The sequence below is a fragment of the Myxococcus sp. AM010 genome (assembly GCF_013372585.1).
Classification (GTDB): Bacteria; Myxococcota; Myxococcia; order Myxococcales; family Myxococcaceae; genus Myxococcus; species Myxococcus vastator.
In genome coordinates, this window is sequence record NZ_JABXEO010000005.1 from 186,989 (window position 1) to 206,628 (window position 19,640).

General features: G+C 73.7%; 14 protein-coding genes. 3 read left to right on the top strand and 11 right to left on the bottom strand.

Going from position 1 to position 19,640, the window contains the following annotated elements:
• Positions 1–89: 89 nt before the first annotated feature.
• From HV826_RS05300 to HV826_RS05310, 3 genes are all read left to right on the top strand, one after another.
• Entirely contained in the window at positions 90–1,799 is a 1,710-nt protein-coding gene (locus tag HV826_RS05300) for an ATP-binding protein (RefSeq protein ID WP_176415906.1), read from the top strand.
• Positions 1,800–1,856: 57 nt separating this feature from the next.
• The gene (locus HV826_RS05305) at positions 1,857–3,644 is read left to right on the top strand and encodes a monovalent cation:proton antiporter-2 (CPA2) family protein (RefSeq protein WP_176415907.1); all 1,788 of its coding nucleotides are present in this window, start codon (positions 1,857–1,859) and stop codon (positions 3,642–3,644) included.
• Positions 3,645–3,881: 237 nt separating this feature from the next.
• On the top strand, positions 3,882–5,387 hold the full coding sequence (locus HV826_RS05310; RefSeq protein WP_176415908.1) for a PAS domain-containing sensor histidine kinase: 1,506 nt from the start codon (positions 3,882–3,884) through the stop codon (positions 5,385–5,387).
• Here HV826_RS05310 and HV826_RS05315 read toward each other — a convergent pair.
• The 11 genes from HV826_RS05315 to HV826_RS05365 form a co-directional block, all read right to left on the bottom strand.
• Entirely contained in the window at positions 5,384–5,770 is a 387-nt protein-coding gene (locus HV826_RS05315; protein ID WP_176415909.1) for a response regulator, read from the bottom strand. The genes HV826_RS05310 and HV826_RS05315 overlap by 4 nt on opposite strands.
• Positions 5,767–6,888 carry a PilZ domain-containing protein gene (locus tag HV826_RS05320; protein ID WP_176415910.1) on the bottom strand — a complete coding sequence of 374 codons (1,122 nt, stop codon included), beginning with the start codon at positions 6,886–6,888 and terminating at the stop codon, positions 5,767–5,769. The genes HV826_RS05315 and HV826_RS05320 overlap by 4 nt, the downstream gene beginning before the upstream one ends.
• Before the next feature lie 189 nt (positions 6,889–7,077).
• On the bottom strand, positions 7,078–8,052 hold the full coding sequence (locus HV826_RS05325) for a fatty acid desaturase (RefSeq protein WP_176415911.1): 975 nt from the start codon (positions 8,050–8,052) through the stop codon (positions 7,078–7,080).
• 60 nt (positions 8,053–8,112) lie between these two features.
• Positions 8,113–9,159, bottom strand: coding sequence for a chemotaxis-specific protein-glutamate methyltransferase CheB (cheB, locus tag HV826_RS05330; RefSeq protein WP_176415912.1), 1,047 nt, complete (start codon positions 9,157–9,159; stop codon positions 8,113–8,115).
• Entirely contained in the window at positions 9,156–9,977 is an 822-nt protein-coding gene (locus HV826_RS05335; RefSeq protein ID WP_176415913.1) for a protein-glutamate O-methyltransferase CheR, read from the bottom strand. The genes cheB and HV826_RS05335 overlap by 4 nt, the downstream gene beginning before the upstream one ends.
• A gap of 10 nt (positions 9,978–9,987) precedes the next feature.
• Entirely contained in the window at positions 9,988–12,354 is a 2,367-nt protein-coding gene (locus tag HV826_RS05340) for a HEAT repeat domain-containing protein (protein WP_176415914.1), read from the bottom strand.
• Positions 12,351–14,903 (bottom strand): methyl-accepting chemotaxis protein, encoded by a 2,553-nt coding sequence (locus HV826_RS05345; RefSeq protein ID WP_176415915.1) that lies wholly within the window; start codon positions 14,901–14,903, stop codon positions 12,351–12,353. Before HV826_RS05345 ends, HV826_RS05340 begins: the two co-directional genes overlap by 4 nt.
• Complete coding sequence (locus HV826_RS05350) at positions 14,884–15,330, bottom strand: chemotaxis protein CheW (RefSeq protein ID WP_176415916.1); 447 nt, start codon at positions 15,328–15,330, stop codon at positions 14,884–14,886. Before HV826_RS05350 ends, HV826_RS05345 begins: the two co-directional genes overlap by 20 nt.
• Complete coding sequence (locus tag HV826_RS05355) at positions 15,327–17,393, bottom strand: chemotaxis protein CheA (RefSeq protein WP_176415917.1); 2,067 nt, start codon at positions 17,391–17,393, stop codon at positions 15,327–15,329. Before HV826_RS05355 ends, HV826_RS05350 begins: the two co-directional genes overlap by 4 nt.
• The gene (locus tag HV826_RS05360; RefSeq protein ID WP_163785954.1) at positions 17,390–17,767 is read right to left on the bottom strand and encodes a response regulator; all 378 of its coding nucleotides are present in this window, start codon (positions 17,765–17,767) and stop codon (positions 17,390–17,392) included. Before HV826_RS05360 ends, HV826_RS05355 begins: the two co-directional genes overlap by 4 nt.
• Before the next feature lie 242 nt (positions 17,768–18,009).
• Positions 18,010–19,640 (bottom strand): hybrid sensor histidine kinase/response regulator (locus tag HV826_RS05365; protein ID WP_176415918.1); only part of this gene is annotated, 1,631 nt, incomplete at its 5' end.

Genomic DNA, 19,640 nt, shown 5'->3' on the forward strand with positions numbered 1-19,640 from the left:
GGAACATCCGCAGGAATCGCCCGGCGTCGGGATGGCCCTGTGTCCGGGCGGTGTCATGATGGGGGCACATCCCCAGCCAGTTCTCCCTCATGGCAGCTCGACTCCCCGCTTCCCTCGCCACCGTCTTCTCCGCGCTCCCCGACCCGTCGTACGTCCTGGACGACACGGGACGGGTGCTGGTGTGCAGTCAGGCGGGCGCGAAGACAGTGGGCCGGCTCCCCCAGGAGCTGGTGGGCAGGCACTGGGGTGAGCTCGGCTTCCCACCCGAGGAGCTGGCGCGACTGGAGACGGCGCGCGCGCGGGTGATGCGCCTCCAGGACACCTGCGAGCTGGAAGCGCCCTGGGCCACGCAGGCGGGCCTCCGGCGTCACGCGCTGGTGCTCAGTCCGCTGCCCTCGGAGGATGGCGGGCCGTGCTGCGTGCTGGTGACGGCGCGCGCCCTCACCGACGCGGAGGCCGTGTTCTCCCGCGCCATGGAGCTGGAGCTGGCCGCGCGGGCGGAGGTGGAGCAGGCCGAGCGCCGCCGCTCCTTCCTCTACCAGGCGATGACCACGCTCTTCACCCACCCGCCGGACCCGCAGGGCATGTACACGCTGCTGGCGCACCTGACGGTGCCGGACATGGCGGACTGGTGCCTGGTGGACGCGCTGGAGCAGGGCCCCTGGGTGACGCGCGTGGCGGCGGCCTGCCTGGACCCGACGCAGCAGGAGCGCGCGGGCGCGCTGCCGACGCGCATCGAGCTGCGGGACGACGCCCCCGTGGGCCTCTTGCGCGTGCTGCGCACCGGGGAGCCGGAGCTGGTGCCGGCGGTGACGGACTCGCTGCTGCGCGCCGCCGCCGCGGAGCCCGCGCACCCCGCGCTGCTGCGGCTGCTCCAGGCGCGCTCGTACATGATTGTGCCCCTGCGCGCGCGCGGCCACACGCTGGGCGCCGTCACCTTCGTGTCCTCGGGCTCCGGGCGCCGCTATGGCCCGGACGACCTGGCGCTGGCGGAGGACCTGTGCCTGCGCGCCAGCCTCGCCATCGACAACGCGCGGCTGGTGGGTGAGTCCCGGCGCGCGGCGCGCGCCCGGGAAGATTTGCTGGCCGTGGTGTCGCACGACTTGAAGAACCCGCTGGGCGTGGTGCAGCTGGGCGCGGCGCTGCTGCTGCGCGGCGCGGGGGCGAAGCCGGGCGGCGAAAGCGTGGCCAAGCAGGCCACCCGCATCCAGGACGCCACCGAGCGCATGTCGCGCCTCATCTCCGACCTGCTCGACTGGGGCCGGCTGGAGGCGGGCGGGCTGCCGCTGGAGTGGGGCGAGCACGGCGTGGCGGGGCTGCTCACCGAGGCGCTGGACTCCATCCGTCCGCTGGCGGAGGCCAAGGGCCTGCACCTGTCCGTGGAGCTCCCCGGCGCGGACGTGCGCGTGCGCTGCGACAAGGTGCGGGTGCTCCAGGTGCTGGGCAACCTGCTGGGCAACGCGGTGAAGTTCACCACCACCGGAGGCGACCTGATGCTGGGCGCGCGGGCGCGCGGCGGCGAGGTGTCCGTCCACGTGCGCGACACCGGCGCCGGCATCGACCCGGACGCGCTGCCCCACATCTTCGACCGCTACTGGCAGGCCCGCGACGCGGCCAGCCGCGGCACCGGGCTGGGCCTGGCCATCGCCAAGGGCCTCGTCGAAGCCCACGGCGGTGGCATCCAGGCGGAGAGCACCCTGGGCGAAGGCAGCGTGTTCACCTTCACCCTGCCCTCCACGGGCGGCTCGGCGTCGCTCCCGGCACCACCGCCGCTCGGGCGCGGGGCCACGGACGCCTGAGCCCGCGGGGCGCCGCGCCGAATTGCCGCCACCTGCGCGTCCGTGCAAGGAAGCCGCATGTCCTTCCTGCAGCAGGCGCTCGTGTTCCTCGCGGCGGCGGTTCTGGCGGTGCCTCTCTCGCGGCGGCTCGGGCTGGGCTCCGTGCTGGGCTACCTGGCGGCGGGCGCGGCCATTGGCCCCTGGGGGCTGAAGCTCATCAGCGACGTGGAGCACATCTTCCACGTGGCGGAGCTGGGCGTGGTGCTGCTGCTGTTCGTCATTGGCCTGGAGCTGCGCCCCAGTCGGCTGTGGGCGCTGCGCCGCTCCGTCTTCGGCGTGGGCGGCGCGCAGGTGCTGCTCACCGGCGCGCTGCTCGCCGGCGTGGGGCTGCTGTGCGGCCTGCCGCGGGGCGCGGCCATCGTCACGGGCTTCGGCCTGTCGCTGTCCTCCACCGCCTTCGCGCTGCAACTGCTGGCCGAGCGCAACCGGCTCACCACGCCGTATGGCCAGCTGGCCTTCGGCATCCTCCTCTTCCAGGACCTGGCCGTGGTGCCGCTGCTGGCCCTGCTGCCGCTGCTGGGCGACGGCGGCGCGCCCTCCCCCAGCCCCGTGTGGCTCATCCTCCTCATGGACGTGGGCGTGCTGGTGGCGGTGGTGCTGGGCGGCCGCTACCTGGTGCGCCCGGTGTTCCGCGCCGTGGCGGCCACCCACAGCCAGGAGCTGTTCACCGCCACCGCGCTGCTGCTGGTGGTGGGCACCGCGTCGCTCGTCAACGCGGTGGGCCTGTCCATGGCGCTGGGGGCCTTCCTCGCCGGCGTGCTGCTGGCGGACTCCGAGTACCGCCACGAGCTGGAAGCGGACCTGGCGCCCTTCAAGGGCCTGCTGATGGGCCTGTTCTTCATCAGCGTGGGCATGTCGGTGAACCTGAGCCTCATCCTCCAGAAGCCGCTGCTCGTCTTCGGGCTGGTGCTGGGGCTGGTGGCCCTCAAGGGGGCGGTGCTCTACGGGCTGGGGCAGATGACCCTGGGGCAGCGCGAGCCGGCGCTCGACCTGGCCGTCGTCATCTCCCAGGGCGGCGAGTTCGCCTTCGTGCTCTTCTCGCTCGCCACCGCTCAGCACGTCATGGAGCGCTCGCTGTCGGAGCTGCTCGTGGTGGTGGTGGGCCTGTCCATGGCCACCACGCCGGTACTGTACGCCGCGCACGAGCGCTGGGTGCGCCCGCGCCTCAAGCCGAAGTCCGCGGGGCGCGAGTACGACGTGGCGCCCACGGAGGACAACCCCGTCATCATCGCCGGCTTCGGCCGCGTGGGGCAGGTGGTGGGCCGCCTGCTGCGCGCCAAGCGCATTGGCTTCACCGCGATTGACGCCAGCCCGGAGCAGATTGACTTCATGAAGCGCTTCGGCAGCCAGGTCTTCTACGGGGACGCCTCCCGTCTGGACCTGCTGCGCGCGGCCCGCGCGGACAAGGCCAAGGTGTTCGTGCTCGCCATCGACGACGTCGAAGCGTCGCTGCGCACCGCGCGCGCGGTGCGCCAACACTTTCCTCACCTCACGCTGTTCGCCCGCGCGCGCAACCGCGTGCATGCCTACCAGTTGTTGGACCTGGGCATCGAACGGGTGATGCGTGAGACGTTCCTGGACAGCCTGGAGCTGGGCACCGAGGTGCTCCAGGAGCTGGGCCTCACATATTCAGAGAGCCGGCGCGCCCGGGAGCGGATGCTGGAACACGACGAGCGCCTCCTGCGCGAGACGGCCCGGTTCCACCGCGACGAGCAAAAGCTCGTGGAGTTGGCCGACAAGGCCCGCAAGGAGCTGGAGAGCCTCTTCGAGAAGGACGAAGCGGAGCACCCCGACAGGAGCGCGTGAGCCACCGCGTGCCTGACTTTCTCCACCCTCCCTCGAAAGTGGCTTCCTGAAATTCTTGTTTCACCCCGTGTTGCATCCACCCGGGTCGCATTCCTCTGTCACGGGTGCACCCCGGAGGGGGCGGTCGCCTCCCTTCCAGGCAACGGGCGTGACGCGCGGTGTGCCGATGCCTGCCTGGCATCGCGCGGGGCGGAGAGCGGGGTATGGTTCCATCCCCACCGCCGAAACCGAAGAGGCATGCCCCCCACCCCCGCCAAGAAGCGCCAGCGTCCTCTGACCGAGCCGTCCGCCGAGGCACCGTCCCCCGAGCTGCTGCAGACGCTGCTGGAGGCGCTCCCGGACGCCTTCTTCCTGCTCGATGCGCGGTGGTGTCTGGCGTACGTGAATCCAGACATGGCCCGGCTGCTCGGCGGCGCGGCGCGGTTGCAGGACGACGTGCGCCGGGTGTGCCCGGAGCTGCTGGAGCTGGGCCGTCACCTGCGCTTCGAACAGCCCGTGGCCGAGCAGCCCTCCGTCCGCTACGAGCACGCCTGGCCGGAAGCGGAGACGTGCTTCGACGTGCGCGTGCGCCCGGTGGAGGGCGGCCTGCTGGTGCACTGCCGCGACATCACCGAGGAGCGCAAGACGCGCGAGGCGCTGCGCCGCAACGGCGAGGTGTTCCGCGCCATCCTGGAAGGCACCACGGACGCCGTCTACACGAAGGACCTGGACGGCCGCTTCACGATGATGAACGCGGCGGGCGCGAAGGCCGTGGGCTACCGCTCCGAGGACGTGGTGGGGCGCACGGACCTGGAGCTGTTCGACCCGGCGGTGGCGCGCACCAACGCGGCGAATGACCGCGAGGTGTTCGCCTTCGGCCGCACCGTCACCTACGAGGACGCGCAGCCGGGCGTGGAGGGGCCGCGCGTGTGGCTGTCCACCAAGGGCGTGCTGCGTGACGGCGAGGGCAAGGTGTTCGGCCTGTTCGGCATCAGCCGCGACATCACCCAGCGCAAGTGGGCGGAGGAGGAAGCCCGGCGGCACTCCGAGTTCCAGGAGCAGCTCATGGGCATCGTCACCCATGACATCCGCAGCCCGCTGGGCGCCATCATGAACTGGTCGCGCGTGCTCGCCGCGGGCGGCACCGACGAGGACGCGCAGCGCACCAGCCAGCGCATCGCCACCGCGGCGGTGCGCATCGAACGGCTCACCCGGCTGCTGCTGGACTTCACGCGCACGCGGCTGATGGGCGGCGTGGCCATTGAGCCCCGGCCGGTGGAGCTGAAGGATTTGGCGGCCAAGGTGGCCCACGAGTTCGGCGTGGCCTTCCCCCAGCGCACCGTCCAGGTGGACCACAAGGGCAACACCCAGGGCGTCTGGGACCCGGACCGGCTGGCGCAGGTGACGTCCAACCTGGTGGAGAACGCGCTCAAGTACAGCCCGCCAGAGACGCCAGTGCGGCTGACGGCGCACGGGCTGCGCACCCAGGTGGTGCTGGAGGTGCACAACGCCGGCCGCCCCATCCCGGACCACCTGCTGCCCCACCTCTTCGAGCCCTTCCGCGGCGGCCCGCAGAGCTCGCGCACGCTGAAGATGAGCTATGGGCTGGGGCTCTTCATCGTCCGGGAAATCATCCAGGCGCACGGCGGCACCATCGAGGTCCGCTCCGACGAACTGGAGGGCACCACCTTCACCGTGACGCTGCCGCGCCGCTCCATGCCGGCCCGGCCGCCCATGCCTCCCACCGGCGGTCCGCGCGACTAGTCCAGGTAGCGCCGCAGCAGGGCCACCAGCGCGGCGCCGTCGAAGGGCTTGGCCACGAAGTCATTGCAGCCACTGTTGAAGCACGCGCGCACGCTGCGCGCCTCGGCGCTGGCGCTGCAGAGGATGATGGGCGTGCGCCGCGTCGGCTCCCGGCCGCGCAGCACCCGGCACGTCTCCAGTCCGTCCAGGTGCGGCATCAGCACGTCGAGGAAGACCAGGTCCGGCCGCTCCTGCTCCGCGCGCGCCAGCGCCTCCAGCCCGTCCCGCGCGACGATGGCGTCGTGCCCCAGCTCCGCCAGCAACATCCGCTGGAGCAGCAGGACGGTGTCCGAGTCATCCACCAGCAGGACCTTCTTGCGCTTTGGTGCGCCTGGCGCTGTCACGGGCGCACCTCCGCCTGGCACAGCTGGCGCAACTGCATGAGGCGCGGTGGGCCCATGCCCAGGAAGCGCACCCCCATGCCATAGGGGTGGGACACGCCGCCACGAGGCGCGTAGGCGTGGGCCCAGGCCACCACGCCGTGCGTCTCCAGGCGCTCACCCAGGGTGGGCAGCAGGATGTGCAGCGCCACCGCCGTCCCCGCCTTCGCCGGCACCAGCGTGCGCACCAGGAGGCCGCCGGGGCTCAGCGCGCTGGACACACCGGAGCGCCACTCCGCGCCGCGCGGCCCCGCTTCGCCGAAGGACACCGGACAGCAGAAGCGCACCCGCGCCTCGGCGCGCAGCGAGGCCTCCTCCCGCCCCAGCAGCGCGTGGATACGGGACAGCAGCGAGGCCGGACGCACCGGCGCGGCCGCGTCCAGCGTGAGCGACGGCACCCCGGCCAGCAGCGGCTGTATCCGCGAGGAGGGCAGGCCCCGCGGCATGCCTGGCGCGCCCTCCCGCGACAACACCAGGTCGGGCCGCTCGCCGTGTTCGGCCACCCGCGCGGCGCCGCCGCCCACGGTGGCGCTGTAGAGGATGCGATGGCCACACGCCTCCAGCAGGGCGCCCAGCCCGCTCCACGCCAGGGGGCCACTGGCGCCGGCCAGCAGCAGCAGGCGCGAACGGGCGCGGGACGCGCGCACCTGCGCGGCCGGGACGCCTTCGCCCGCCAGCAGCGCCAACCGCGCGCGCAGCTCGTGCGTCCGCAGGGGCGACAGCAGGCAGTCCTCGACGCCCTCCGCGTCGCCCACCTCGAGCACCTCGGCGGGCGTCTCCGGCTCCGCCACCAGCACCACCGGCGGACCGTCCAACCCCAGGCGCAGCTTCAGCGCGCGCAGGCCCATCCCCGCGCCGGCCACCAGCTGCCGCCAGTGCACCAGCACCAGGGAAGGCCGCGTGTGCTGCACCTCCAGGAAGGCGGACTCCAGGGAAGGCACCTGCGAGGACACGCAGCGCAACGGACGCAGGGCCCGTGACAGCGCCAACCAGGATTCGCTCGTGGCCCCCACGCACAGCACCCGCGGCGTTGCTTCCACCCGCCCTGGTGAAGGACGCACGCGTCCTGGAGCCGTCATCATGCGGAGCCTCCCTGGTCTTCATCCCCCCCGGCCCGCCCCACCGCGCTTCTCACCCTACGACTTCGAAGTATGAGAAACGGCCACTCGACGAAAATCCCCCTGGGTCAGATTCCGTGGACAGATGGGGAATAAAGGACAGAGGCCACCGACCGGGGCCCCGGGCGGTGTCCGCGGCGGCACGAAGCGGCGTCAGACGCGGGCGACGTTGACGCCCGAGTCAACGGCCTGCAGGTCGTCCCCGAAGCGCACGTCCAGCGCGACACCCTCAGGGGGCTCGTAGGGCGCGCGCCCCACCTGCGCCGTGCCGAAGCGGGGCAGGAAGGGCGCCACCACGTACGAGCGGAAGCACCAGCCGAAGAAGCTCACCGGCTTGAGGGCCGGCGCGATGGCGGTCTGGATTTTCGCGTGGGCCTCGGGCAGCAGGCTCCAGTGCAGGCCCGGCGTCTCATGGTGCACGGCGTGGAGGCCGTTGTTGAAGAGGAAGAAGTTGATGAGGCGGCCGGTGAAGCTGCGGCTGTGGTCGTGCTCGCTCCAGGGGTCCGTGTGGACGTGCTGGATGTAGTTGAAGAACATGATGGTCCACAGCGAGAAGAGCGCGGGCACCAGGAAGGCGAATGCCCAGATGCGCGCGCCGCCGGCCACGCCGTGCATCGCCATGGCCAGCCCCAGCAGCGCCGCGTGCGTGCCGCCCCAGACGGCGTACTGGGTGAGAATCTGGCGGTACAGCGGGCGGTTGCGCGCGCGCGCCTTGTCGATGAACGCCTTCGTCGGCTCCTGCTGCCAGTACGTGGAGACGAAGGGGAAGAGGAAGGCCACCAGGAAGTTGTGCTTCTTCGAGTAGCGCCAGGTGATGGTGGCGTCGCCCGCCTTGTTCACGAACTTATGGTGGTTGAGGTTGTGCGTCGGAATCCAGACGAAGGTGGGGTATCCGTAGAAGAGCGACAGCCACATGCCCATGGCCTCGTTCAGCTTCCGGTTGCGGAAGGTGGGGCAGTGGTTGTGGTTGTGCGCGATGACGCCCGCCGACAGCGCCAGGTAGCACGCCAGTGGGCAGAGATAGGGAATCCATCCGGGCGCCACGTACATCGACAGGGCCACCACGGGCATGGCCAGACACCACAGCATCGTCCGGCGGTCAGCGGCGTAACGGAGCATGCCGGCCATCCTGACCCAGCCGGCGCCCCACGGCCATCCACTCCCCCTGGATTCGAACACAGGTGGACGTCAGCGCACGTGGCGCCGCAGCAGCGCCAACATTCCCTCCAGCGGAGCGCTGGCGGTCGACAGCCCGGCCTCCTTCACGGCGCGTGGCATGCCATACACCACACAGGAGGACTCGCTCTCCGTGAGGACGGTGCCCCCGGCCTCGCGGATGGCCCGGGCGCCCGCGACGCCGTCGTCGCCCATGCCGGTGAGCACCAGGCCCACCACGTCCGAGCCCCAGCTCCGCGCGGCGCTTTCGAAGAGGACGTCCACGCTGGGGTGGTGCGGCGCGCGCAGCGGCTGCAGGTCCAACCGCGCGAGCGTCACCGGTCCATGGCGCTCCAGCCTGAGGTGCTGCCCGGAGCGCGCCAGCACCACGCGGCCGGGCCGCAGCTCCAGCCCATCCACCGCCTCCAGCACCTCCAGCGCGCAGTGCGCGTCCAGGCGCCGGGCCACCGCCTCCGTGTAGCCCGTGGGGATGTGGAGCGCGAGCGCCAGCGGCGCGGGGAAGTCCACGGGCAGCTCGGACAGCAGCCGGGTGAGCGCCTGCGGGCCGCCGGTGGAGGTGCCCACCACGACCAGGCTCTTCGCGGCAACGCGAGCCACCGGCGCGGCGGCGGGCTCCGGCGACGGTGCCGGCTCCCGCGGCGCGCGCGCCACCGCGCCCGCGGCCGTGCGGACCTTCGCCACCAGCTCGCCGCCCAGCTCATACAGCCGCTCGGTGGCGAGCGCGGTGGGCTTGTTCACCAGCTCCACCGCGCCGGCCTGGAGCGCGGCCACCGCCAGCTCGCTCTCCTCGCCCGCGCTGCTCACCACCACCACGCGGGGCGCGGCGGCGCTGGTGGTGAGCGCGCGCAGCACGCCCAGCCCGTCCAGGCCCGGCATCACCAGGTCCAGCGTGAGCACGTCGGGAGAGAGCTCGGCCACCTTCTCCAGCGCGTCCAGGCCGTCGCGCGCGACGCCCACCACCTCCAGGCCCTCCGCGCTGGAGAGCACCTGCCGCAGCACCTTGCGGGCGAAGGCGGAGTCATCCACCACCAACACGCGAATGGGAGACACCGCCGTCATGGCCTCGCCTTGGTATAGAAGAAGGCGCCGCGCCGCTCCTCGCAGTCGAGCGCGGTGCCGAAGCGCATCAGGGATTCGGAGGTCCCCACCAGCAGGTGCCCCCCGGGCGCGAGCGCGCGCGTCAGGGACTCCACCACGCCGCGCGCGGTGGAGTCCTGGAAGTAGATGAGGACGTTGCGGCAGAGGATGGCGTCGAAGGCGCCCAGCCGCGCCACCGCGCCGGCATCCATCAGGTTGACGCGCCGCCAGTCCACGGCGGCCACCAACTCCGGCCGCACGCGCGGGCGCCCCTCGCGCGTCTCCAGCCACCGGCCCTCCACGCCCGGAGGCAGCGCGCGCAGGGAGCGCAGGTTGTGCTCCCCGGCGCGGGCCCGCTCCAGCGCGCGGGCGCTCAGGTCGCTGGCCAGCAGCTCCACCCCGTCGAGCACGCCCATCTCCGCGAGCATCATCGCCAGCGTGAGGGGCTCCTCTCCGGTGGAGCAGGCCGCGCTCCACACCCGGGGCCGCCGTCCGGCGCGCACGGCGGGCACCAGCAGGTCCTCGGCCAGCACCCGCAGCGGCAGGGCCTCCCGGAAGAAGTACGTCTCGTGGACCAGCAGCGAGTCCACCAGCGCGTCCAGCGCCTCGGAGCCCGCCGGGTCGTAGCGGAGGAAATAGTAGTAGTCGAGCAGCGAGTCGAAGCCCGCGTCCAGCGCGCGCGGGGCCACCTTGTCGGCGAGCAGCTCCCGGTCCTCGGGGCCGTAGTGCAGCCCTGCGCGCTGCTCGATGAGCGCGGCCAGGATGGCGAACACCTGGGGAGACATGGGCAGTGAGAACATGGCGGTGGCGTCAGCGGCTCAGCACCAGCCGGCAGGCCCGCCGGACCTCGGGGTCCTCGTCCTGCGTGGAGGCGCGCTCCAGCGCCTCCCGGGCCTCCAACGTCCCCAGCGCCGCCACCGCCGGCACCGCGGCGCGCCGGCCCGCGGGACTGGCGGAGCCCAGCAACTGCAGGAGCGCGGCTTGCGCGTCCGAGCGGCGCATGCGGGCCAGCGCCGCCACCAGCAGTGGCGCGGTGAGCTCGTCCGCCGCCTCCAGCGCGGCCAGCAGCCCCGGCAACCGCCCCTCCAGGGGCAGCGCCAGCGCGCTCACCACCCGCTCGCGCAGCGTCATGTCCCCCAGCAGCGACACCAGGGCCTGCGTGGCTGGCACGCCGGGGCGCGTGGCGATGAAGCCCACCGCGGCGCTGCGCACGCTGTCATCGCCGTCACCCGCGGCGTGCAGCAGCGCGGGCAGCGTCTCCGGTGCTTCGTACTCCGCCACCGCGGACAGCGCGACGAGCCGGGTGGCGGCGTCCTCCGACTTCGCCGCCTCCAGCAGCACGGGCAGCGCGTCCGGACGCCGGCCCACGCCCAGCCCCAGCAGGGCGGCGCGCCGCACGTCCGCGTCCGCGCTGACCGCCGCGCGCTGGAGCGCCGTCATCGCGCTCTCCGTGTGCATGTGCGCCAGCGCGTCCACCACCGCCACGCGCACCTGGCCCGCGGCGTCGTCCGCGAGCGCGACGATGGCGTCCGCGGCGGCCTCTTCGTTCAACTTCCCCAGCGCCTGGCACGCGTAGTAGCGCACCCACGGGTCGCGGTCATTGAGCCCCCGCAGCAGCGTGGAGGTGATGCGCGCCTCCTTCTCCGTCTGCCCCAACGCGCGCATCGCCGCCGCGCGCGTGCGCTCCGACTCATGGTCGGCGGCCGTCAGCAGCGCGTCCACCGCGCGAGGGTCCTCGATGAAGGGCAGGCCGTAGATGGCCGCGTCGCGCAGGCGCTCGTCCGAGTCCCTCATGGCCTGGAGCAGCACGTCCAGCCCCTTCGAATAACCGAAGTAGGAGATGATGCGCAGCGCCGCGCGGCGCAGGCGCGAATCGGGTGAATGGGCCGCCTGCAGCGCCAGCTTCTCCGTGGCGTCGCTCCCCAGGGACTGGATGGCGCCCACCGCGGCCTGCACCACGCGCAGGTCCTCATCCACCAGCCGCTCGAACAGGGCCGGCACCGCGGCCGGGCTGCCAATGCGGGACAGCGTGTCCGCCGCCAGCGCGCGCACCGACGCGTCCCGGTCTTCCAGACACGACATGACGTCCGGCACCGCCGCGGTCCTGCGGCCCACCAGCGGCAGCAGCACGCGGCGCCGGGCGCTGTCGCCCTCGCGCAGCGCCTGGAGAATCTGGGCGTCCGCGTCCGCGCCCAGCTCCGACAGCGCGCTGGCAGCCGCGCGCGCCACGGACGGGTCCGGCCCGTCCAGGAGCCGCAGCAGCCCGGACGCGGCGTCCAGCCCGCCCACCCAGCCCAGCAGGCGCGCGAGGGCCGTCTTCTCCGTCGTGTCCGCGCTCGTCACGCCCTGCGACAGCCGCCGCCCCAGTACGGCCGACTCCGGGCCCCGCATCGCGGCTTGCACGGTGCGCGAGCCCCCGAAGCGCTGCACCTGGGCCTCGTGGATGTCCACCAGCGCCACGGCCGCCGCGCGCACCGCCGAGTCATTGCCCCGGCGCAGCAGCCCCACCAGCGCGGGCACCGCGGCCTCCTGGCCCGTGCGCCCCAGCGCGCGCGCCACCTCCAGGGTGTAGAAGGGGTCCGCGAGCAGGCCCAGCAGCGCGGGCACCACCACCGGGTCCCCGCACCGGCCCAGCACGTCGATGGCGGGGAAGATGCGGAAGAAGTTCCCGCTGCCCAGCGCCGCCAGCAGCGCGTCCACCGCCGCGCCGCCGCCCACGCGGCCCAGCGCCTCGATGGCCGCCACCGCCACGTTGTCGTCCGCGTGCACGGTGAGCCGGGACAAGAGCGGCACCGACCGCCGGCCGCGGCGCCGGCCCAGCACCTGGGCCACGTCACAGACGAGGGCGGGGTTGGCGTCCTCGCCCAGCGGCTCCAGCACGCCCTCCACGTCTCCGGTGGAGGCCACCAAGGCCTCCACCGTCGCGGCCAGGCGCGCCTCGCTGTCGCGGCGATGGACCAGCACGTCGCGCAGCGACGCCACCGCGGGCGTCCCCAGCTTCGCCAGGGCGCCCACCACGGCGCGCCGCACCGCCCAGCTCTGGGCATCCAGCCCGCCCACCAGCAGCGCCAGGCTGGAGGCGCCGCGCCGGGCGAGCTGCTCCACCTCATCCACCTGGGAGCGGTCCTCCGCCGACAGCGTCAGCGGGTGCACCGACGTCGAGGATGTGGCCGTCATGCCCGCTGCTCCCGCGGCGAGGACGCCGCGGCCTCTGGGTTGTCCTTCCCACCGCCCAGCGCGCCCTGCAGCTTCGCCAGGCTCTCCGACTGCGCGCCTTGCAGCCGCGTGAGGTGGGCCAGCCGGCCCGCAACCTCCCGCACCTCCGCGGCGGTGGTGGCCGTCGCGCGCGACTGCTGCGCGGTGGCGGTGGTGATGTCCCGGGCCCGGACGCGAATCTCCTCCACGCTCTTGGCCAGGCCCTCCATCACCGACGTGGCCTCCGCGCTGGCGCGCGCCACCACGGCCACGCCCGTGGCCTGGCGGCTGGCGGAGCCCGTGAGCGCCCCCAGCGCCTCGGTCTGTTCGTCCAGCGCGCGCGACGTCTGCCGCGCCACGCGCCGCACCTCGTCCGCCTCCCGCACCAGCCCGCTGAGCGCCTTCGACTGCTCCTCGGCGGCCCGCGTCACCGACGCGGCCAGCTTCGCCACCTGGCGGCTGGCCGTCTCACCCTGCTTGAGGGCGCGCGCCTGCTCCGTCATGCCTCGCGAGGACTGGGCCACCTGCTTGCGCGTCTCCTCCATGGCCCGCGTCACCTCCTGGGCGGCCGTGGCCTGCTCGGCCAGCCCCACCAGGGTGCGCTGGGTGGCCGCCGCCGCCTCCTGCGCCAGGGTGCCCACCCCCGCCACGTCACGGCTCTGGGTGGTCACCGCCACGCTCACGCCCTGGACGAGCTGGCGCATCTGGGAGGTGCCCTTGGCCAGGTCCGCCGCCGCCAGCGCCTGCTCCTGCACGGCGCGCGACACCTTCTGGGCCGCCTCCGCGAGCTGGCCGTTGGAGCGCACCACCTCGCGCAGCGCGCGCGCCTGTTCGGAGGTGGCCTGCATCGTCTGCCGCGACATGCGCCGCATCTCCGCGCCGCCCTGCGCCAGCGACTGGGACGCCTGCGCCTGCTCCGAAGCGGATGAGGCGATGGCCCGCCCCTGCTCGCTCACCTTCGCGGTGCCCTGGACCAGCGCCTGCGTGGCCTGCACCTGCTCGCCGGAGGCGCGCGACACCTCGCGGACGTTGTTCCCCAGGTCCTCCACGCCCTTGAGGATGGTGGACAGCGCGCGCTCGGCGTCCCCGGCCAGCGCCGCGCCCTCGTCCGCCGCCCGCACGCCTTCGCCCGAAGCGGTGGCCGCCTCGCGCGCCGACGTCTGCAGGCCCCGGACGATTTTCGCCACGTCCGCGCTGGCCGCCGCCGCGCGGTCCGCCAGCGCGCGAATCTCCTCCGCCACCACCGCGAAGCCCCGGCCGTGCTCACCGGCGCGCGCCGCCTCGATGCTGGCGTTGAGGGACAAGAGGTTCGTGCGGTCCGCGATGAGGTTGATGGTCTGCACGATGTCGCCAATCTCCTCGGCGCGCCGGCCCATCTCCTTCATCACCCCGGCCGACCCGACAATGGACTCGCGGATGCGGCCGAAGCCGGCGATGGAGCGCGTCACCGTGGCGCCCCCCTCCCGCGCGGTGGCCCCCACGCGCTCGGCGGTGGTGCGCGCCTCCTCCATCATCTGCGCCACCCGCCGCGTGGACGACTCCAGCTGCGCGGAGGCGGCGGCGCTGCCAGCCGCCAGGGTGTTGATTTGCTCGGAGGCCTTCGCCACCGCCTGCGCGGAGCGGGCGAGCTGCTCGATGGTGGCCGCGTTGGCCTCCACCGTCGCCGCGTTCTTCTCCGCCGTGGCGGCCACCTCCTCCACGCTGGCGGCCACCTCCTCCACGCTGGACGCGGTGCTGGCGGAGTGGGTCTCCAGCGTCCGGGCGTTCTCCGCCACGCCCTTCACGCTGCGCGCCAGCTCCTCCACCGTGGCCGCCGTATCCTCCACGCTGGAGGCCATGGCCGTGGCGTCCCGGGACGCCTCGCCCAGGGAGCGGACCACTCCCGTCACCGCCTGCGTCACCTGCGCCACGCGCTCGCCCACGCCCTGCGAATCCGTGGACAGCCGGGCAATGCCCTTGGCCATCTCCTCGGCGGTGGCGGCCACCTGTTCGGTGGCGGCGGCGCTGGCCTGGTTGCGCGACACCAGGTCCGCCACGGTGGCGTTCATCTCCGTCATGGAGGCCAGCAGCTCCTCGCTGGAGGCAGCCAGCTCCTCCGCGTTGGCGCTCACGCCCTTCACCGAGCGCGACACCTCCTCCAGCGCCCCCGCCGTGGCGTCCGCCGAGGCCGCCAGGTGCGCGGCGTCCTTGCGCACGCCCGCCACGGAGGAGTTCACCTCCTGGAGGGTGCCCGCGGTGGCCTCGGCCTCCTTCACCTGGGCCCGCGCGGAGTCGCTCACCGTGCGCTGCGAGCGCACCAGCTCATGGACGGACTGCCCCGTCTCCTCCACGTGCGCGGCCACGGATTCGATGGCGGCGCGCACCTGCTCGGAGGCCGCGGCCTGCTCGTTGCCGCCGGCCGCCAGCCGCGTCGCCAGCCCCTCCACGGCCCGCACCAGCTCCGTGCTCTCCTGGACACTGCGCACCGCCTCCCCGGCCAGGGCCCGGGCCGCATCCAGCGTCACCCCTGCGTTACCGCTCTCCGTCGCCATCCAACGTCTCCTCCCCGATGACCCGGGGAAAATCGATGAGCATCACCAGGCGCGGCCCCACCTGGGCCACGGCCTTCACGAAACCGCGCGCTCCCTCCACGACCAGCGGAGGGGGCGGCTTGAGCTGCTGGAGGTCCAGCTTCAGCACCTCGCGGGCGCTGTCCACCACCAACCCCACGACCCGGCCGCCGAGCTGCGCCACCACCACCCGGGAGTCGAGCGTGCGCTCCACGGGCGGCAGGCCGAAGCGCAGGCGGGCGTCCACCACCGGGATGACACGCCCGCGCACCTGCACCAACCCGGCGACGTGCGGCGCGGCGCCCGGCACGGGCGTGGCCCCCGCGAAGGACTCCATCTGGAGCACGTCCGCCGCGGGCAGCACGTACTCGGCTCCATCCACCTTGAACACGACATGCAGCACGCTCATGCGAGGCGCCTCTCTTCCTGGGCGGAAGCCCTGCGCTGGTGCGGCGCGCCGCCACCTCGCGCCAGCCCGAGCGCGGCCAGGTCCAGCACCAGCGTGGGCTGCCCATCCCCCAGGTCCGTGGCGCCCACCACGCCGGGCACGCGCACCAAGGGGTCCTCCAGCGGACGCAGGACGATTTCCTGCTGCCCCACCAACCGGTCCACGCCGAACGCGACGAGCTCACCGCGCTGACGCACGAGGAGCGCCTTGGCCGCCGAGTCGCCGCCGTGGCCGTCCGCCTCCCCGCGCCCCAGCAGCCGCGCCAGCCCCAGCAGCGGCACCGAGCTCCCCCGGCGCTCCAGCAAGGCCACGCCCTCCGCTCCCGCGGGCCACACCCGCCGCGCGGCGTCCACCTCGATGAGCTCCTCCACGGAGCCCACCGCCACGGCGTAGCGAAGCCCGGCGCATTCGAAGACGAGCGCGTCCAGCAGCGTAATGGTGAGCGGCACGCGGAGCCGGAAGGTGGTGCCGGCGCCGGGCCGCGTCTCCATCCCCAGCTCGCCGCCCAGCTGGTCCACGATGATGCGGTGGACGATGTCCATGCCCATGCCCCGCCCGCTGGTCGCGTTGGCGGCATCCCGGGTGGAGAAGCCGGGCCGGCAGAGCACCTCCAGCAGCGCGTCCGGCGTCGCGGGCACTGGCACGCCCGCGCGCGCGGCCACCGCCCGCGCATCCACGCCGCGCCCGTCATCCGCCACGGTGAGGTCCAGCAGCCCCCCCGCCCGGCCATGACTGGCCACGCGCAGCACGCCCTCTTCCGGCTTGCCCGCGGCGCGGCGCGCCTCCGGCGACTCCAGCGCGTGGTCCACCGCGTTGCGCACCAGGTGCACCAGCGCGGGCAGCAGCCGGTCCGCCACGGCCTTGTCCAGCTCCGCGTCGCCCACGTCCAGCTCCAGCCGCACCGACTTGCCCGTGCTGCGGCGCAGGCCGCGCACCAGCAGCGGCAGCCGCTCCAGCACGTCCCCCACCCGCACCATGCGCAGGCGGAGGATGGCCGTGCGCATGTCGCGAAGCTGGCGCGCGTTCTCCTGGAGGATGGCCTGCAGCTCGCGCGTGGGCGCGCCGGCCGCCGTCAGCGCCGCCACCGCGCGGGTCAGCCGCGAACGGTTGACGACGAGCGCCGCCAGCCGCTCCAGCGCCTCGTCCAGCCGGGACACGTCCACCCGCAGGGAGCCGCCGCCACGCCGCGCCTCCTCGGGCTCCTCTTCCATCAGCGCCGACTCGGGCAGGGGCGCCAGGGCGGGCGCCCGCGGGGCCTCGGCGGCCAGCGGGCGCACCGACGCGGGCGGCCCCCCCGCGGCCTCCAGCAGCGCGGCGTCCGAGGCCTCGGTGAGCAGCAGCAGCACGAACGTGAGCGCCCCGCCGCCCACGGCGGCCCCCGACAAGGGCAGCACCCTCACCGTCTCGCCCAGCGGGGCCACGCGCTCACGCACGCTGTTGATGGTGACGCCATGGGCGGCGCGGTCCGCGCCAGGGATGAAGTCCAGCCGCACCGCGCGGCGGCCATCGGTGACGCCCGTGGCGAGCTGCTCCCGCTCCGCGGCGGAGAGCCGGGAGGCCACGGCCTCCTCCAGCATCAGCGCGGCGGGCGCGGGCTTCGCGGCGCCCCCACCCGGAGCGCTGTCGGCATCCAGCGCCTCCAGCCGCGCCAGCAGCCCCGGAGGCACCGGCGCGGCCTGCTTGCCCGCGGCGAGCTGGCGGACGCGCTGCTCGATTTCGCGCAGCCCCTCCATCAGCGGCTCCACGCTGGCCTCGGGCAGGCGCCCCCCGGCGCGGTCGGCGTGGCGCAGGCACGTCTCCATCCAATGCGCGATGTCGACGATGGGCTCCACGTCCACCATGGCGGACAGGCCCTTGATGGTGTGCACGGCGCGGAAGAGCTCGCGCACGGCGCGCGGGTGCGGCTGCCCCCGCCGGATGCCGGCCTCCATGGCCAGCAACTGACGGTGCCCCGTCCCCAGCAACTCCTCCGTCTCCGCCAGATAGGCGGGGAGGAAGTCCGCGAGGTCCACGGACGCGCTCAAGCGCGCCTCCCCTCCAGCAACCCACGCGCCTCCGACAAGATGGCGTCCGGTGTGAAGGGCTTCGTCATGAAGCGACTGGCCCCCGCCGCCAACGCCCGCGTCCGCGAGGCATCGTCACCACGCGTGGTGACGATGATGATGGGCAGCTCGCGCAGCCGGTCCTGCCCCCGCACGAACTCCACCACCTCGATGCCGCCGATGTCCGGCATGTTCAGGTCCAACACCAACAAGTCATACGGCTGGAGCGACAACCGCTCGATGGCCTCCAAGCCACTGGAAGCGTGCGTGAAGGTAAGGCCCGGATAGGGCCGCAGGCACGCGACCACCATGTCGCGCATCACCTTGCTGTCATCAACGACGAGCACCTCTGCCATGGCGTCCCCTGGAAACGGCCACCGAACCTAGAGCGATTCCTCGAAGTTGAAAGACATGGTCGGACCCGTGGCCGCTGCAGCGCACACTGGCAGACAGTCCACAACATCGACGTGCCCCGCCTGGGACACTCGGTATCAGTCTCAACCCGCCCGCAGTGTGGAAGCCGCCGGCCTGGACGCCCGCCCGCCCGTCTCCTGCCTGGCCTGCCACCTGGGTAACGGCCGCGGCGAGGGACACGCCGTCAGTCCCTCACCACGGGCGGCCGCTCGCGCGGCAGGCGGACGCGGAACGTGGCGCCCTCTCCGGGCGCGCTGTCCACGGACACGCCGCCCCCATGCGCCTCCACGATGCGGCGCAGCCGGTACAGGCCCAGGCCCAGCCCGCCGTAGTGCCGCACCGGCACGGCGCGCTCGAAGCGGCGGAAGAGGCTCTCCAGCCGCCCGGGCGCGATGCCGATGCCGTGGTCCTTCACCATCAGCGTCGCCACGTCCTGTCCGGACTCCAGCCCCACCTCCACCGGCTTGCCCGGCCCGAACTTCATCGCGTTGGACAGCAGGTGCGTCATCACCTGGGACAGGCGCGCCGCGTCCCACCGCCCCGGCGTGGGCTCCAGCGGGCTGAGCACCAGCAGACAGCCCGCGCGCGCCGCCGCCTCCTCCGAACGGACCACCGCCTCGCGCACCACCAGCGCCAGATCCACGTCCTCCAGGTGCAGCCGGGGCGCGCCGCCCTGGAGCTGCGACACGTCCAGCAGCGACTCCACCAGGTCCGCCAGGCGCTGCACCTGCCGGTCCGCCGAATCCAGCGCGCGCTCCAGCCGCCCAGGCCCGCCGCCCAGGCCCGCGCGCAGCACGCCCTGGGCACCCTGCACGCGCAGCCGCAGCGCCGCCAGCGGGGTGCGCAGCTCGTGGGCCGCCACGCTGAGGAAGTCGTCACGCGCGCGCACCGCCTCCTGCGTCTCGCGGTAGAGGCGCAGCTGCTCCGTCACGTCGCCAATGATGCCGGCCATCCGCACCGGGCGGCCCTGCGCGTCCCGCAGCGCCCGGCCGCGGCTCACGCACGAGCGCCAGGTGCCCGTGACGTGCCGCAGCCGCAGCGTCACGTCATAGGGCGTGCCCCGCTCCAGGTGCGCGGACAGCGCGGCCATGACGTCCGGCCGGTCGTCCGGGTGAATCAACTCCAGGAAGGCGGAGAACGTCCCGCCGAAGTCCCCTTGCCCCAGGCCCAGCATGTCCAGCAGCGGCGGGCTCCAGTAGAAGGCCTGGCCGCGCAGGTCCCAGTCCCAGATGCCGTCGTAGGAGCCGCTCACCACCAGCCGGTAGCGCGCCTCGCTCTCCCGGGCGGTGCGCTCGGCCTGCTCCAGCAGCCCCACCCGCCGCTCCAGCTGGCGCACCATCCGGTACAGGTGGTCCTCGGTGCTCAGGTCCACGGGCGGAGACGTGTGGGCCGGCCCACCGGCGCGCAGCTCGCGCAAGAGCGCGCCCACCAATTCGTCCCCCTCCTGCGTCCTGCGCACGAAGCGGTTGGCCCCCACGTTGTGGGCCATGCGCAGGTCCAGCTCGTCGGGCGCCACGGTGTGCGTGAGGATGACGGGCACCCGGGCCAGCCGCGGGTCCTGCCGCAGCCCCAGGCACAGCTTGAAGCCGTCCATGCCCGGCATCAGCGCGTCCGCCAGCACCACGTCCGGACCGCGGCGCCGCGCCAGGTCCAGCGCCGTAGCGCCGTCCGCCACCAACGTCACGTCGAAGCGAAAGGGCGCCAGATGCAGCTGCGCAAGCTTGCGGGAGACAGGGTCGTCGTCCGCCACCAGCACGTGTGGCCGCCGTACCTCCGGCCCCCCGCCCGCTTCCGCCGGGATGGCCTGCCGCGCCC